General features: G+C 23.0%; 13 protein-coding genes and 1 pseudogene. 8 read left to right on the top strand and 6 right to left on the bottom strand.

The window, feature by feature from the left end; translation table 11 throughout:
• Window positions 1-2: 2 nt before the first annotated feature.
• The 5 genes from trpB (at window position 3) to sppA (ending at window position 5,766) form a co-directional block, all read left to right on the top strand.
• A complete protein-coding gene (trpB, locus tag BUCISPPS3390_RS00935; protein ID WP_154060790.1) occupies window positions 3-1,187 on the top strand; it encodes a tryptophan synthase subunit beta in 1,185 nt (394 codons plus the stop codon).
• Between the two features lie 8 nt (window positions 1,188-1,195).
• Window positions 1,196-2,017, top strand: coding sequence for a tryptophan synthase subunit alpha (gene trpA / locus BUCISPPS3390_RS00930; protein ID WP_154060789.1), 822 nt, complete (start codon window positions 1,196-1,198; stop codon window positions 2,015-2,017).
• Between the two features lie 122 nt (window positions 2,018-2,139).
• Window positions 2,140-2,877 (top strand): YciC family protein, encoded by a 738-nt coding sequence (locus BUCISPPS3390_RS02170; protein ID WP_420021831.1) that lies wholly within the window; start codon window positions 2,140-2,142, stop codon window positions 2,875-2,877.
• Window positions 2,878-3,102: 225 nt separating this feature from the next.
• Window positions 3,103-3,519, top strand: a complete 417-nt coding sequence (yciA, locus tag BUCISPPS3390_RS00920) for an acyl-CoA thioester hydrolase YciA (protein ID WP_154060787.1) — start codon at window positions 3,103-3,105, stop codon at window positions 3,517-3,519.
• A 381-nt stretch (window positions 3,520-3,900) separates the two neighbouring features.
• Window positions 3,901-5,766 (top strand): signal peptide peptidase SppA, encoded by a 1,866-nt coding sequence (sppA, locus tag BUCISPPS3390_RS00915; protein WP_154060786.1) that lies wholly within the window; start codon window positions 3,901-3,903, stop codon window positions 5,764-5,766.
• 201 nt (window positions 5,767-5,967) lie between these two features.
• On the opposite strand, the gene lipA is transcribed toward sppA, so the two are convergent.
• The 6 genes and pseudogenes from lipA to mnmA form a co-directional block, all read right to left on the bottom strand.
• Window positions 5,968-6,909, bottom strand: coding sequence for a lipoyl synthase (gene lipA, locus BUCISPPS3390_RS00910; protein ID WP_154060785.1), 942 nt, complete (start codon window positions 6,907-6,909; stop codon window positions 5,968-5,970).
• Between the two features lie 93 nt (window positions 6,910-7,002).
• Window positions 7,003-7,568, bottom strand: a pseudogene (gene lipB / locus BUCISPPS3390_RS02165) (lipoyl(octanoyl) transferase LipB).
• Between the two features lie 135 nt (window positions 7,569-7,703).
• Window positions 7,704-8,354, bottom strand: coding sequence for a MarC family protein (locus tag BUCISPPS3390_RS00900; protein ID WP_154060784.1), 651 nt, complete (start codon window positions 8,352-8,354; stop codon window positions 7,704-7,706).
• A 142-nt stretch (window positions 8,355-8,496) separates the two neighbouring features.
• Window positions 8,497-10,449: an exoribonuclease II gene (locus BUCISPPS3390_RS00895; protein WP_154060783.1), complete on the bottom strand. Its 1,953-nt coding sequence runs from the start codon at window positions 10,447-10,449 to the stop codon at window positions 8,497-8,499.
• Window positions 10,450-10,567: 118 nt separating this feature from the next.
• Window positions 10,568-11,332, bottom strand: a complete 765-nt coding sequence (locus tag BUCISPPS3390_RS00890; RefSeq protein WP_154060782.1) for an enoyl-ACP reductase FabI — start codon at window positions 11,330-11,332, stop codon at window positions 10,568-10,570.
• A 272-nt stretch (window positions 11,333-11,604) separates the two neighbouring features.
• Window positions 11,605-12,708 (bottom strand): tRNA 2-thiouridine(34) synthase MnmA, encoded by a 1,104-nt coding sequence (gene mnmA / locus BUCISPPS3390_RS00885; protein WP_154060781.1) that lies wholly within the window; start codon window positions 12,706-12,708, stop codon window positions 11,605-11,607.
• Between the two features lie 308 nt (window positions 12,709-13,016).
• Here mnmA and lepA point away from each other — a divergent pair, with 308 nt between their 5' ends.
• From lepA to rnc, 3 genes are all read left to right on the top strand, one after another.
• Window positions 13,017-14,807: a translation elongation factor 4 gene (gene lepA / locus BUCISPPS3390_RS00880; protein ID WP_154060780.1), complete on the top strand. Its 1,791-nt coding sequence runs from the start codon at window positions 13,017-13,019 to the stop codon at window positions 14,805-14,807.
• A gap of 22 nt (window positions 14,808-14,829) precedes the next feature.
• The gene (gene lepB, locus BUCISPPS3390_RS00875) at window positions 14,830-15,723 is read left to right on the top strand and encodes a signal peptidase I (RefSeq protein ID WP_172599026.1); all 894 of its coding nucleotides are present in this window, start codon (window positions 14,830-14,832) and stop codon (window positions 15,721-15,723) included.
• 79 nt (window positions 15,724-15,802) lie between these two features.
• Window positions 15,803-16,483, top strand: a complete 681-nt coding sequence (rnc, locus tag BUCISPPS3390_RS00870; RefSeq protein WP_154060982.1) for a ribonuclease III — start codon at window positions 15,803-15,805, stop codon at window positions 16,481-16,483.
• Window positions 16,484-16,489: the final 6 nt, after the last annotated feature.

Below are 16,489 nucleotides of genomic sequence, written 5' to 3'. Positions count from 1 at the left end.
TTATGACTATACTTAATCCCTATTTTGGAAAATTTGGAGGAATGTTTGTTCCACAAATTTTAATGCCAGCTTTATATGAATTAGAAAAAATTTTTGTTGAAACACAAAATAATAAAAAATTCAATAAAAAATTACATGATTTGCTGTGTTCTTATGCAGGTAGACCTACTCCTTTAACATTATGTACAAATATTACTAATAATACAAACACTAAAATTTATTTAAAAAGAGAAGATTTATTGCATGGAGGAGCTCATAAAACTAATCAAGTATTAGGGCAAGCTTTGTTGGCGAAAAAAATGAAAAAAAAATGCGTTATTGCAGAAACAGGAGCAGGTCAACACGGAGTAGCTTCTGCTATAGCTTGTTCTTTATTACAATTAAAGTGTCGAATATATATGGGGGTTACAGATATGTCTAGACAATCTCAAAATGTTCTTAAAATGAAATTATTAGGAGCGGAAGTGATTCCCGTATCGTCTGGATTAGGAACTCTAAAAGACGCTTGTAATGCAGCTTTAAGAGATTGGTCTAACAGTTATTCTGATACTCATTACATGATTGGAACAGTAGCAGGTCCACACCCTTATCCTACTATTGTACGAGAATATCAAAAAATAATTGGACAAGAAACTAAAAAACAAATTTTGTTAGAGAATAGTATTCTCCCTGATTTTATTGTTGCTTGTGTAGGCGGAGGATCTAATGCAATTGGAATATTTTCATCTTTCTTAAAAGATAAATCAGTTAAATTAATTGGCGTTGAACCTGCTGGATTAGGATTACACACGCATCAACATGGAGCTGCTTTAAGTTTAGGTAAGAAAGGAATCTATTTTGGTATGAAATCATATCTCATGCAAAATAATGACGGACAAATTAGAAAATCGTGGTCAATTTCAGCTGGTTTAGATTTTCCTTCAATAGGACCAGAACACGCATGGTTAAAAAATATACAAAGAGTTAAATACGTAACTATTACTGATAAACAAGCAATTAATGCTTTTTTAAAATTATCTAGACTAGAAGGTATAATTCCAGCTTTAGAGTCATCACATGCTATTGCATATGCTTTGAAATTAATGCATATGAATCCTACAAAAAAACAAACAATAATTGTGAATTTGTCTGGTCGAGGAGACAAAGATCTTACAACTATTGATAATATTATCAATAAATCAAAATAAGTATAAACATGAAATCACGATATAAAATTTTATTTAAAAAGTTATCTTCTAAAAAAGAATACTGTTTTATTCCTTTTGTAGTTTTGGGAGATCCGTCCATGGATGTTTCTTTGGAGCTTATTAATATCTTAATTAAAAGTGGTGCTGATGCATTAGAATTAGGAATACCATTTTCTGATCCAATATCAGATGGAATTATTATACAAAAAGCGCATGATAGGGCTTTAAAAAATAATGTTACTGTAAAGCAGTTTTTTGGTGCTATTCAAAATATACGATGTAAATATCCTACAATTCCAATTGGAATATTAACATACGCTAATCTTATTTTATATCATAAATTAAAGTATTTTTATTCATGTTGTAGTTCATATGGTGTTGATTCTGTTTTAATTGCAGATGTACCAATAGAAGAATCTTATTTATTTAAAAAAATAGCAAATATGTATAAAGTACTATCAGTTTTTGCTTGCCCTCCAGACGCTAATGCTGATTTAGTTAAAAAAATAGCTGATAACAGCCAAGGTTACGTGTATCTCGTGTCTAGACCTGGAGTAACTGGTATTCAAAAAATATATTCTAATCGATTATTAGTACAAACTATTAAAAAATTAAAAAAATATCAATCTTGTCCTATTATACAAGGATTTGGAATCAATAAACCTATGCAAGTTAAAGATATTTTAAAAACTGGTATACAAGGTATTGTATGTGGTTCGTGCATAGTAAAAATTATAGAAGATAATATTTATGATGTTGAAAATATGTTAATAAAAATGAAAAAACAAGTGATTAGATTTAAGACTGAGACAAAAAATATTTTTACCTAAAAAACAAATTTTTTTATATAAAAAAATTTTCAATAAAATATATTTTTATAGTTATATTATTTATAATATCGACATATATTATTTATTTAATATCAGGAGGATATATCTTGTTTAATATATATATGATAATGATAGATGTACATCATTTTTTTTATAAAAATATAACGAAAATATTAATATTTTCTACTATAACCTCGCTTATAAAATTATTAATACACTTTTTTTTTAATGTTACTGTACATGAAGCATCTTGCTTATATAATATGGATTATTTTAAAAAAATATCTTCGTTTCAAATAATACATAATATGAATACAAGTCAAAAAAAAATAATTTTTTATATAATATTTATGAAAATTATTAGTACAGTTATTAGTAATTTATTTTTATTAACATTAATATTTGGTGTAATACCATTTATTTCATCATTTTTAATAAAAAATTTTTATTATATAATTAAATATATATTTAAATCTTTTTTTTTGTTTTCTTTAATCCTTTGTCTGCAATATTCATTAATAGAAATTAAATTTAGTTTTTTTACGATTTTGAAAATGTTATTACATAGTATGTTCTTCATATCTTTTATTTACTATATGTCTGAAAAAAAAGATATAGCTAATGCGTTACATAATGGTGTAAAAATCATATTTTTTAACATCAATCTCATGATTCCCAAAATTTTAGTTTGGTTAACATTTAGATGGTTAATTTCAATGTTATTAAAATTATTATATATATTTCCAATTTATATAAATATTTTTTTGTTAAACATATTAATAAATATGTATTTTTCTTATATAATTATATACTTATTTAGATTATATTATTTTTCTAAATATAAAAATATGGTCTGTTAGACCGTATGCTCATACATCAAAATATGTTTTCTTTAAAAAAACATTATATAAACTATATCATAATTATTTAATTAATAAATTTTATAAATACAATAAATATATTTTATATTAATAATTTAACAAGTTAATTGTTTATAACAGTTTTTACATTTAAAAATTAACATAATTATTAAAGATAATTTTTATAAAAAATTTAAAAATATTAAAATTCAATTAGTGAATCAAATGTCAAAATATAAAAATAACAGTATTGCTAAAGCTGATAATATAATGTTAAAAACACTTGCTATGCCATCTCATAAAAATGTCAATGGAAAGATATTTGGAGGCTGGATTATGGCTCAAATGGATCTGGGCGGTGGAATTTTAGCAAAAGAAATTTCCAAGGGACTAGTGTATACTGTGAGCGCTCAAGATATAAATTTTTTGAAACCTATATCAGTAGGAGATGTAGTAACTTGTTATGCTCAGTGTATAAAAATGGGTAATACCTCTATAACTATTCAAATTGAAATATGGGTCAAAAAAATGAATCCTAATTCTTATGGAATATCATATTGTGCAACAACAGCTACATTTGTGTATGTTTCTATAAGTGAAAAAGGTAAACCAAAATTATTATCTACAATTAACACGGCATAAAAATAAAAAATTCTATTTTATAGAATCTTTCTGTTAATTAAAATAAAATAAATAAAATTTTGCAAAATATACTAATATATATTAGTAAGGATAAAATAATTATATTTAAAATTAAAAATTTTAGATAATAAAAATAATTTTTTATACAGATAACCACTGTTATTAAAAAATATTTATTATACATAAAATTGTATTAATACATTTATTTGAATTTTTTTAAATTTATATTATGTATATGCAAAATATATAAAATATATATATTTATATTAGAATAATTAATAACTGTAATGTATATATAATTTTGTTAAATTAATTTTTTGCAAATTTTATATATCATTTTATTTTTAAAAATTAGCTTATTATAAGGGGATCATTATTTATATGACCATGTTATTTAGTTTTATAATCAAAATATTTAAATGTATATATAAATTATTAACTATAGTACGAGAAGTACTACTTAATTTAATGTTATTAATAATGATTTGCATATTTATTTGGTTTATTCAAGATATTAAAAATCAGCCAAAAACTGATGTTGTAAAGACAAAACCTAAAGTATTAATTATACGGTTATATGATTCTTTTGAAGAAAAACCATTAAAAAGTATATTTAAACGTGGATTTTTTCGTTATTTTTCAAATAATCATGATTCTGATAATCCAGATAACTCGGTTTTTGAAATTACTAAAAAAATTAAACAGGCAGAAACAGATCCTTCTATATTAGGTATAGTGCTACAAGCAGAAAATAATTTTTCTAGTGATCAAGTAGTTTTAGAATATTTTGGAAAAAAATTACACGAATTTAAAAAATCAAAAAAACCAATTGTTGCAATAGGAAGTAGTTATTCACAAAGTGAATACTACTTAGCTAGCTTTGCTGACAAAATATTTTTATTACCTGGTGGATCTATTTATTTTAATGGTATTTCTAATACTAAAATGTTTTTAAAGCAATTTTTAAAAATGTTTAGAATACATATACATGTTTTTAAAATAGGAAAATATAAATCAGCTGTAGAACCTTTTTTAAGAAACAGCGCTTCCAAAGAAAATAAAAAAATAGATAAAAACGTAGTACAGTGTAAATGGAAACATTTTTTAAATGTGATAGCGCATAATAGAAAAATACCTGTGCAAGAGATTTGTCCTAATACTGATGAATTTATTAAAAAATTAGACAAAAATAAAAATAATTTTGCACAGTATGCTTTGCATAATCATTTGATAGACTATATTGCTGAAAAAAATAGTTGTACGGAGTATTTAATCAAAAAATTTTATAAAAATACAAATGACGACGATTATCCTGTTGTTGATATTCACCAATATCCTCTTTATGGAAAAAAAATTTCTTCAGATTCAAATAAAATTTCAGTAATTATAGCAAATGGTGTAATTGGAGATAGTTCTGAAGAACCAGATGCTATGGATATTCCATATGTTTTGAGTGAAATTAAACACGCTCAATATAACGATAAAATAAAAGCTATAGTTTTGAGAATCAATAGTCCTGGTGGTAATACAGAAGATTCAGAACTCATAAGACAAAAATTACTTAAGTTAAAAAAATATAAAAAACCAATAGTAATTTCTATGGGAGATATGGCTGCCTCTGGCGGTTATTGGATTTCTACAGCTGGTGATTATATTATAGCTCATCCTACTACACTTACTGGATCCATAGGTATTTTTTCTATTATACCGACTTTAGAAAAAACATTATCATTAATAGGTATACATTCCAGTGGAGTACATACTGATTGTTATAATTCATTTGATTCATTTACCAATATGTCTCTTCAAGAGAGAAAAAGAGTATTGCTAGATATTTCTTATGGGTATAAAAAATTCATTAATATAGTAGCGAATGCACGTAATAAAACTAAGAAGTATATACAAAAAATTGCTAATGGTAGAGTTTGGTTAGGAGTACATGCTAAACGAATAGGATTGGTAGATGAAATAGGTGATCTAGATCTTGCTATTAATAAAGCAGCAAAACTAGCAAAGTTGAATAGTTTTGATGTTATATGGACAACTAAAAATTATACTATTTATGAAATAGCTAAACATAAAATAAAAACATTACTAAAAAAAAAATCTTATGGTGTTCTACAAACATTTTTACCTAAAAAATCTATAGATACAGTTGTATCTATTTATAAAAAAGTTTATTATATCTGTAAAGTTATAAAATTTAACAAATTAAATTCAGTTTGTTTTGATAAATATACTGTTTAATAGTAACATTTTTTAAATTTATTAAAACACCAATAAAAATAAATTAATTTTTTTTGGTGTTTTAATACAATTTAATAAAATAATTTATATATTTAATATTTTTATAAAAATACATGTTTCATGTTTATTAACATAATAAATATATATGGAATATTATTATATTTTCAAAATTATTACTGAATATAAAAATTGTTTATATATTTAAATATATTGCTTGTCAGCATGATATGATGATCTTACCAAAGGGCCGCAAAAAACTTTGAGAAAACCTAAGGATAAAGAAATTTTTTCAAATTCTTTAAATTCACGGAGCGTAATATATTTTTTTACAGATAAATGATATTTACTGGGTTGCATATATTGACCAATTGTAACTATAGATACACCTACAGATTTTAAATCTTTAAGTACAGATATTATCTCTTTTTTTTCTTCCCCTAAACCTAACATAATTCCAGATTTTGTAGGCACATTTGGACATATTTCTTTAAATTTATGTAATAAATTTAAAGAATTAACGTAATTAGCGCCAGGACGAATTTCTGTATATAATCTTGGAACATTTTCTATATTATGATTAAATACATCTGGAGGATATTTATTAAATATATTCAATGCTATTTTTTCTTTTCCACGAAAATCAGGCACTAAAATTTCTATTTTTATATTTTTTTTTTTTCTAAGTTCATATATACATTTAGCAAAATGATTAGCTCCACCATCTTTCAAATCGTCTCTAGACACTGATGTTAGTACAACATATTTCAAATTTAATTTATTAGCAACCTTAAATATTTTTTTAGGTTCATGGAGGTCTATTTCTAAAGGTCTTCCTTTATTTACAGCGCAAAAAGGACACTTTCGCGTGCATATAGAACCTAAAATCATAAATGTAGCAGTTCCTTGATTAAAACATTCAGATAAATTAGGACAATTAGCTTCTTCACATACAGAATGCAATTTATAATTTTTTAATATATTTTTAATTTTATTAATTTTTTTTAAATTAGATGGTAATCTAATTTTTAACCATTTTGGTTTTTTTAAGTTCAGTGACTGAGAGTTATTAGGCAATATATTAGATATAATATGCGTATCTTTTTCTTTTTTTGTACGTACATTAATTTTTTTTTTTTGAAACATATTTATTCTTCTATGATTTTATTTTGTTTTTTAAAAAAATCAGTAGATAAAACTATATATATATTGATTTTTATTAAATATATAAGTAAATAATCAATTATTTATTACAAAATAATCAAAAAAAATACAAAAATTTTTTATAAATAAATCTTTTATAATTTTTATAGAAATATTTTTATTGAATTTTTTTATTTGTGTCATTGACATATGTTTATTGCCACAAGGATCAATATATTTAAATGGAGTTAAATTCATATTTACATTTAAAGATAAACCATGTAAAGAACAACCTTTTATAATCCTAAAACCTAAAGAACAAATTTTTTTTTTTTTACATATACTCCAGGCCATTTTTCATTTATATATGAAGATATTTGTAAATCTTTTAGCAATTTAACTACTACCACTTCAATTTTTTGTACTAATTTATAAAATTTGATTTTTTTTCTTTGCAAATTAATTAACAGATACACTATTAGTTGACCGGGTCCATGATATGTAATTTTTCCACCTCTAATAGATTTAAAGACTGGTATTCCATGAATATAAGAAGCATTATATTTTTTTTCTGATATACCATATGTAAAAACAGGATAATGTTCAACTAACCATAATTCGTCAATAGTATTTCTATCTCTATTTGTTGTGAATTTATGCATTTTTTTTTCTGTATATAACCAATCACATAAACCTAAATGTCGTATAATAATTTTCATTGTTTTAATCTTATATATCTATTAATTAAAAATAATTTAACGTAATAATTATATTTAAATGAATATTTTTTATAATTTTTATATTATAGGTGTATAAAAAATATTATAAATTCCATAGATAATGGATTTTATACTAACAGTTAATAAAAAAAAACCAAAAATACGTATTATTGTTAAAATAATTGAATTATTTATAAATTTAGAAATATATAAGCTAATTTTACATATACAATAACATATTATAGAAAATAAAATTATAACAAAAGTTCCACCTAATAAATTATAAATACTATTATTGTGTATACTCCATTCAATAATCATTTTAATAGAACCTATTCCTAAAAGGAAGGGTGTAATTAAAGTAAGATGAGGTAATTGTGTATTTGTATCCATAAAATGGTTATATTTTGAATTCTTATTAAAAACAGTACTAACAGTAGTTTTAAGAAATGTCCAAGAAGTAAATAACATTATTATACCTTCAGTAATACCTATAAAAGCTAAAGGTGTATTAAAAAATTTTAAAATAACAGATCCTAAAAATAAAGTAATACATAAAATTATAGATAAACTAAAATGCATTAATATATTTATTTGATTTGTTTGTTCAGTATTTTTTAAATAGAAAGAAGATAAAAACATTAATATTACATTAATTGGGGTAATTAAGATAAATAAAGTAATTAAAAAATTTAAATAAAGATATATATTGGTATTTAAAAAGTTCATAGAAGAATCCTCTATATAATTATAATATTATCTTTTAATATTGATAATTATTCATTAATTTTTAATAAATAGTTTAATACTATAATTTATTTATGAGTAATTTATGTTATTTTGAAATATTATGATGATATCATATATCATTTTATTTTACTAAAGTTGCAATAATTTTTTTTGTTATATGATTTATAGATAATAAACGTACAAGAATATTATCTGATATTTTATAATGGAGTTTATTTTTTATATATATAACTCCTGATTCTGGTTTACATATTACTTCATAATGAATATTATGAATATATGTAATAGGAATAAATATAAAAGCTCCATTTTTTAGTAAACGAGCGCTCATTCCTCTTCTAGAAACATCAATAATACATGCATAATAATTTTTTTTATCATAATTCATTGAATGAAAAAAATTTGTATATAACCACTCTTCTATTTTTCTAACTGCCATGCGTGTCTTTCTTTTACGTTTAACAATATGTGATATTACTGAGTGATCCGGAGGAGATATGTTTTTACACCCTTTAATTACTGATTTAATTAATCGATGATTTATCATATCACTGTATTTTCTTATTGGAGATGTCCAGGTAGCATACGAGGATAGCCCCAAAGAAAAATGAGGTTTAGGAAATGCACATATTTCTCCAAAAGATTGAAATTTACATATTCTATAGTTTACATATTCATCAGATAATATATCTAAAGATCTTTTTAATCTACAAAAACCAGATATCGTCATTAGTTCTTCAGATGTATATAATATATTATATTTTTTTAAAAATTTAACGACGTTTTTAATATTAAAATAATTAAATCCAGAATGTGCATGATATAAACCAAAACCTAATTCTTTATCTAAAAAATCAGCAGCACAGATATTTGCAGAAATCATAGATTCCTCAATCATTCTATGAGCTATTCTTTTTTTATCTACAGAAATATTTAATATTTCCCATTTTTTAGATAAATGAAACGTGTATTCAGGATAATTCTTAAATAGAATAGCGTGTTTTTTTCTCCATTTATTTCGAATAATATATACTTTATTTAATAAAAATATTTGCTTTTCAATTCTTTTGTTACTTGGTTTCCATGTTCCTGATTTTTCTAACCAGTCAGATACATTATCATATGATAACTTGCCTTGAGATTTAATCCAAGCTAAAAAAAATTTTGTTTTTTTTGTTATGATTGTACCGTCATTATCAATTAGTATTTTACACGCTAATGCTGGTCTTTTGGTAAAAGGTTGTAAAGAACAAAGATTTTCAGAAAATTCTTTTGGTAACATTGATATATTTAATCCAGGCAAGTAATTTGTAAAAACACGTTTTTTTGCTATATTATCTATTTCTGTGTTTACTGATATATACTCAGTAGGATCAGCTATAGCTACTGTAAGGATCAAGTGACTTGAGTTGGTTTCTTCAATATAGACGGCATCATCAATATCCTGAGTATGATTATTATCAATAGTAATAAAATCTAAATTTGTTAAATCAACACGATTATTATCAGGAATATTTTTTGGAAAAAAATTTAAAAAATCTACTTCAGGTGATTTTTTTTCTAAATTATACTTCGATAAAATAACATGCCAAGGTGATAATGGATTTTTTTTTTCAGAAATAAATTTTATTATTTTAATACTAAAACAGTTATTTTTATCACATAGGCTGTGTTTTTGTAATTTTGCAGAAACCCAATCACCATTTTTCCAAGATCTTTTAATAGTAGTGCTATACTTATAGAACATTACATTTTGTATATATGGATATCTAGATTGTATATAAATTGAATTTTTATGTTTATGTACAAATCCTATAAATTTTTTTAAGAATGGTTCTATTAATTTTTTAGGAAAAACAATTTCTCTATTATTTATTGTTTCGATTGATCCTACTATCTTATCTCCATTAATAACTTTTTTCATATTTTGGGGAGGAATAAAATATGTTGTTTTAGAATCTACTCTTAAAAAACCAAAACCTTTAGATGTACTTTTTACAATTCCTTTTACTTGAAATTTTTTTTTATATAATTGATTTTTTAATTGTATAAGTACAGGATTATTTTGAAACATAATATTATAACCTAATAATTTTATTACTATTTAAAGAATGAAATTAAATTAATGCTAATGTATATTTATATTATTTTAATAATAAAAATAAGAAATATTTCTATATAATAACATTAAATTACATAATATTATTTCCATGATCGACATATATAATTTGCCCGGTAATCCCGCTAGATAAATCGGAGCACAAAAATGCTGCAACATTTCCTATTTCTTGTGTAGTTATATTCGCACGTAATGGAGAATTATTTCTGTTATTTTCTAAAATTTTATGAAAATTTTTTATTCCATAACTCGAAGTAGTTTTTATAGGTCCTGCTGAAATTGCATTTACCCGTATATTTTTTCTCCCTAAAGATGCAGATAGGCATCTAACGTTTGCTTCTAAAGAAGCTTTTACTATACCCATTATATTATAATACGGAATATATTTAATAGAACCAATGTATGATAATGTTAAAATAACTGATTTATTATTAAGAAAAATTTCAGCTTCTTTAACTATTGCTACTAAACTAAAAGAATTAAGTTCATGTGCATCTAAAAAATCCTTTCGATTAATTATTTTAACATAATTTTTGTTTAACTGTATGCGAGGTACATATGCTATAGAATGTACAACTCCATCGAAAGTATTCCATACTTTATATAAATTTTTAAATAGTATCTTTATTGATTTATCTGAATTTAAATCACATTCTAAAATTATTTTAGAATGAACTTTTTTTGCTAAATACTCAATCTTTTTTTTTGATTTTATATCATGATATGTAAAAGCTAATTTAGCTTTTTGTTTATACATTGCAATTGCAATTCCCCAAGCAATAGAAAAGTGATTTTTTATACCAAAAATCAAAATTTTCTTATTTTTTAAAAAAGCCATATATTAGATATACCTATTATTTTGTTAATGATGAAATATTTTGGATATTAATAAAAAATAAAATTATATATTTACATTTTATATAATTAATCAATTTTGTATTAAAAAAAAATATTTATATAATTTAAATAACAAAAATTATTTATAACTAAATTATATTTTTTAAATTTTTATTTCTTATAATATATAAGCATTAATAATATAATTAAATATATATTTAATAATCTTAAAATAATTAATTTTAATAGTTCATTAAAATATTATTATTCTACTTAAGGTAAATATTTTATTCTTTTATGTATAATGGCTCCACCTATACACTGATTATGGTTATAAAATACTGCTGATTGTCCAGGTGTAATACGTGCTATGGGTTTAGTAAATATAACACAAGTATTTTTATTTTTTTTATCAATATAAATCACACAATTTATTGGATAGCCTTGATGTCTGATTTGTACCATACATTGTAATTTAAATGTATATAATTTGTAATTAATCCAATAATTTTTTTTTGTTAAAAATCCATATGATAATAAATAAGGATTTCCTGCTCCTTGAACAACAAAAATAATATTTAATTTAATATTTTTTTTAACTACATACCAAGGATATGTATTTTTATTTTTTTTTCCTCCTATTTTTAATCCTTTTCTTTGACCAATTGTATAATATTCGTAACCGTAATGTAATCCTAAAAATTCTCCAGACATTGTTAATATTTTTCCTTTTTTATAAGGAATATATTGATTTAAAAATAATCTAAATTTTTTAGGTTGAATAAAGCAAATTCCGGTAGAATCTTTTTTTTGATATACACATAATTTTATTTTTTTTGCTAATTTTCTTATTTTTGTTTTTTTTATATTTGCAAGAGGAAAAATAATTTTTGGTAAAATATTTGATTTTATAGTATATAAAAAATAACTTTGATCTTTATCCAAATCTTTAGCTCTGTATAAGTAGTATTTATTTTTTTTTTTTTTAATTGCAGCATAATGACCTGTTGCAAAATAATCAGCTTTTAGTTTTTCTAGAGCAAAATTTAAGCAAATATCAAATTTTATTATTTTATTACATAAAATATCGGGATTTGGGGTGTAACCTTTTTTATATTCTATAATAAATTTTTGAAATACTTTTTCCCAATAATCTAAAGAAAAATTAATAGTATGTAATTTAACACCTAATTTTTTACATACCGATTTAGCATCAGATAAATCAATCTTAGAAGAACAATAATTACTAGAATCATTTTCTTCCCAATTTTTCATAAATATACCTTCTACATAATATCCTTTTTTTAATAATAACCATGCTGAAACTGAAGAATCTACCCCTCCCGACATAGCTAAAACAACTTTTTTTTTTTTCATTTTAATATTATAACACCACGTTAGTTTTATTTAAAAATATATGTGTATATAGATAAAAGTTGTTATATACAAAAAATATTGTATTAAAATTTATTAATTTAATCTATTTAAATAAAATCAGTAAATAAATAAAATTTTCCTATATATTATATATAATATATATATTTTATATAGTTTTTATATTATATATGATATACAAGAAATTTATTAAAAATATTTGATTAAAATTATTGCTAAAATGATTATATTTATTTTGAATATATAATTGATAACATTAACATTATAATAGATAATACATAGGTTATATTATGAAATATATAAGAAATTTTTCTATTATTGCTCACATAGATCACGGAAAATCTACTTTATCTGATCGATTAATACAAACTTGTGGTGGTTTATCCAAGCGAGAAATGTCAGAACAAGTTTTAGATACTATGGATTTAGAACGAGAACGTGGTATTACAATTAAAGCACAAAGCGTAACAATTAATTATGTTTCTAAAGAAGGAAAAAATTTTTGTTTAAATTTTATTGATACACCAGGACATGTAAATTTTGCATATGAAGTTTCAAGAGCACTGTCAGCATGTGAAGGTGCTTTATTATTAGTAGATGCTGCACAAGGTGTTCAGGCACAAACTGTTGCAAATTGTTACAACGCTTCAAAGATGAAATTATCTATTTTGCCTGTTTTAAATAAAATTGATTTACCTAATTCTTGTCCAAAAAAAGTGCGTAAGGATATAGAAGATATAATTGGAATTTCTACCAAAAATATTGTTTTGTGTTCTGCAAAAACAGGTTTAGGAATACCAGAATTGTTAGAAAAGATTATAACTGTTATTCCAGCCCCTAAAGGAAGTTGTGATAATGCCTTACAGGCATTGGTAATTGATTCTTGGTTTGATAAATATCTAGGTGTAGTATCTTTGATACGTATAAAAAATGGTGTTATAAAAATAAAAGATAAAATTCTTATTCTAAGAACTAAACAAATTTATCAAGTAGATCAATTAGGTGTATTTACACCAAAAAGAATTTTGAAATCAATATTATCATGTGGAGAAGTCGGTTGGATGATTTGTGGTATTAAAGATATCCGATCTATATTAGTAGGAGAAACAATTACGTCATTAATAAATCCTACTAAAAAATTACTTTCAGGTTTTAAAAAAATCAAACCTAAAATATATGCAGGTTTGTTTCCTGTACAAAATAATCAGTATAATCAGTTTAAAGATGCTCTAAAAAAACTCCAATTAAATGATTCTTCTTTATTTTATGAATCAGAAAATTCACAAGCATTAGGTTTTGGTTTTAGATGTGGTTTTTTAGGAATGTTGCATATGGAGATTGTTCAATCTCGTCTAGAGAGAGAATATAATATAAAAATAATTATAACAGCGCCTACAGTGGTATATGAAGTAATTATTCTGAAAAATAAAAAAAAAGTTTATTTAGATAATCCTGTTAAATTTCCAAATTCTAATTGTATTTATGAAATTAGAGAACCAATAGCATTTTGTAACATTTTAACACCTGTTAAATACATAGGAGAAATTATTAATTTATGCATTAAAAAAAGAGGTGTACAAAAAAATTTAATATATCATAGTACTCAAACTACCATTCAATATGAAATTCCATTATCTGAAGTTATTTTAAATTTTTTTGATCAGTTAAAATCTATATCCAGTGGATATGCTTCATTAGAATATAATACTATTGGTTTTAAAAAAAGTGATTTAGTTAAAATTGATATTTTAATTAATTCTATTAAAATTGATGCATTATCATCTATATGTCATAGAAAAAATTCTGTTTTTTTTGCAAAAAAAATGATAGAAAAAATAAAAAAAATAATACCTAGACATCAGTTTAACGTACCAATTCAAGCTTCTATTAATAATAATGTTATTTCACGAACTAATATTATTCAACTTAGAAAAAATGTATTATCTAAATGTTATGGAGGTGATATCAGTAGAAAAAAGAAATTGTTACAAAAACAAAAAAAAGGAAAAAAAAGAATGAAAATCATAGGGAATGTTAAAATTCCTCATGAAATATTTTTTTCGATATTACAATTAGATTAAAAATTATATGGAAGAAAAATATATGAAATTTTTAAATGAATATATATTTATTATTATAACTGGAATATTGTCCATTTTATGGATATCATATTATATAAATATTATTTATAACATATTTTTAAAAAAAAATAAAAACTTACATAAAAATAAATTATTAAGCCAATTATGTCAAATATTTCCATTAATAATTTTTATTATTAGCGCTAGGTTGTTTTTTTACGAACCTTTTACTATTTCATCAAATTCCATGTATCCAACATTATTTACGGGTGATTGTATCATTGTGCAAAAATTTTCTTGTTTTAAAAATAATATGTATAATAACAAAATTAAATTTAAAAAATATAAACCTATTAGAAATGATGTCATAGTATTTCAATATCCAAATTATATACAAAAAAATTATATTAAACGTATTATAGGTATGCCGGGAGATACAATCGTATATCATCCTTTTACAAAAAAATTATATATTGTAAACAATGGAAATATAAAACATACAAATTTTTTCCACGATAAACTCCTTACTAAGGCAGATAAAACAATAAATCTTATTTATTCTCAATACAATGATAAAAATGTAGGTACATATAGATGTTTACAAAGGGAATTGTATCAAGAAAAAATTTGTAATCATACACATGATATAATAATCACGCACGGAATAAAAAATTTTTCATATAAACCATATAAACCATATAATTACAAAAAAAAATGGACATGGATTATTCCTAAAAATAAATACTTTGTAATTGGTGATAATAGAGATCAAAGTTCAGATAGTAGATCTTGGGGTTTAATATCAAAAGAAAATATTATAGGAAAAGCAAAATATGTGTGGTGTAATGTACATTACGCTAATAAAAATTGGTGGAATACAATACTTTTTAATAGGATTTTTAAAAAAATTCAATAAAATCATCATAAATATTAAATTAAATAAAACAATTTTTATTAAAAATATATCAATTATTTTTATTTTTAACCGGTGTTATATGAATGAAACAGTAATGAACAAATTACAACAATTTATTGGTTATACATTTACTAATGTATCTTTATTACAGCACGCTTTGACACACAGAAGCGCCAGTATAAAACATAACGAAAGATTAGAATTTTTAGGAGATTCTATTTTAAGTTTTGTTATAGCAAAAGCTCTATATCATCATTTTCCTAAAGTAAATGAAGGAGGTATGAGTAGAATGCGTGCAACTTTAGTAAGAGGTAATACATTAGCAGAAATTGCATCTGAATTTTCTTTAGGAAATTATTTAAAATTAGGACACGGAGAAAAAAAAAGCGGAGGATTTAAGAGAGAATCTATATTAGCAAATGCAATCGAAGCTGTAATAGCTAGTATATTTTTAGATAGTAATATTTATACTGTAGAAAAAATAGTATTACAGTGGTACAAAAATCGTTTTATGAAAATGAATCCTGTAGGAACAAAAAAAGATCCTAAAACTCGATTACAAGAATTTTTGCAATCTAAACGGTTTCCTTTGCCCATATACAATATAGGCCAGATATGTGGTGCAGCGCATAACCAAATTTTTACTATTTATTGCAAAGTAAATGGATTATCAGAGATACTAATTGGAATTGGAGCTAGTCGAAGAAAAGCTGAACAAGATGCTGCTCAAAATGCATTAATTCGATTGGAGGTAGAATGACATATT

The sequence above is a fragment of the Buchnera aphidicola (Cinara cf. splendens/pseudotsugae 3390) genome (assembly GCF_900698845.1).
In the GTDB taxonomy this organism is placed as follows: Bacteria; Pseudomonadota; Gammaproteobacteria; order Enterobacterales; family Enterobacteriaceae; genus Buchnera_F; species Buchnera_F aphidicola_AM.
This window is presented reverse-complemented; position numbering and strand designations above follow the sequence as displayed.

What these genes read in the sequence shown, in the direction of transcription:
- trpB (WP_154060790.1), top strand. Translation starts at nt 3, where the DNA reads ATGACTATACTTAATCCCTATTTTGGAAAATTTGGAGGAATGTTTGTT.
- trpA (WP_154060789.1), top strand. Translation starts at nt 1,196, where the DNA reads ATGAAATCACGATATAAAATTTTATTTAAAAAGTTATCTTCTAAAAAA.
- BUCISPPS3390_RS02170 (WP_420021831.1), top strand. Translation starts at nt 2,140, where the DNA reads ATGATAATGATAGATGTACATCATTTTTTTTATAAAAATATAACGAAA.
- yciA (WP_154060787.1), top strand. Translation starts at nt 3,103, where the DNA reads ATGTCAAAATATAAAAATAACAGTATTGCTAAAGCTGATAATATAATG.
- sppA (WP_154060786.1), top strand. Translation starts at nt 3,901, where the DNA reads ATGACCATGTTATTTAGTTTTATAATCAAAATATTTAAATGTATATAT.
- lipA (WP_154060785.1), bottom strand. Translation starts at nt 6,909, where the DNA reads ATGTTTCAAAAAAAAAAAATTAATGTACGTACAAAAAAAGAAAAAGAT.
- BUCISPPS3390_RS00900 (WP_154060784.1), bottom strand. Translation starts at nt 8,354, where the DNA reads ATGAACTTTTTAAATACCAATATATATCTTTATTTAAATTTTTTAATT.
- BUCISPPS3390_RS00895 (WP_154060783.1), bottom strand. Translation starts at nt 10,449, where the DNA reads ATGTTTCAAAATAATCCTGTACTTATACAATTAAAAAATCAATTATAT.
- BUCISPPS3390_RS00890 (WP_154060782.1), bottom strand. Translation starts at nt 11,332, where the DNA reads ATGGCTTTTTTAAAAAATAAGAAAATTTTGATTTTTGGTATAAAAAAT.
- mnmA (WP_154060781.1), bottom strand. Translation starts at nt 12,708, where the DNA reads ATGAAAAAAAAAAAAGTTGTTTTAGCTATGTCGGGAGGGGTAGATTCT.
- lepA (WP_154060780.1), top strand. Translation starts at nt 13,017, where the DNA reads ATGAAATATATAAGAAATTTTTCTATTATTGCTCACATAGATCACGGA.
- lepB (WP_172599026.1), top strand. Translation starts at nt 14,830, where the DNA reads ATGAAATTTTTAAATGAATATATATTTATTATTATAACTGGAATATTG.
- rnc (WP_154060982.1), top strand. Translation starts at nt 15,803, where the DNA reads ATGAATGAAACAGTAATGAACAAATTACAACAATTTATTGGTTATACA.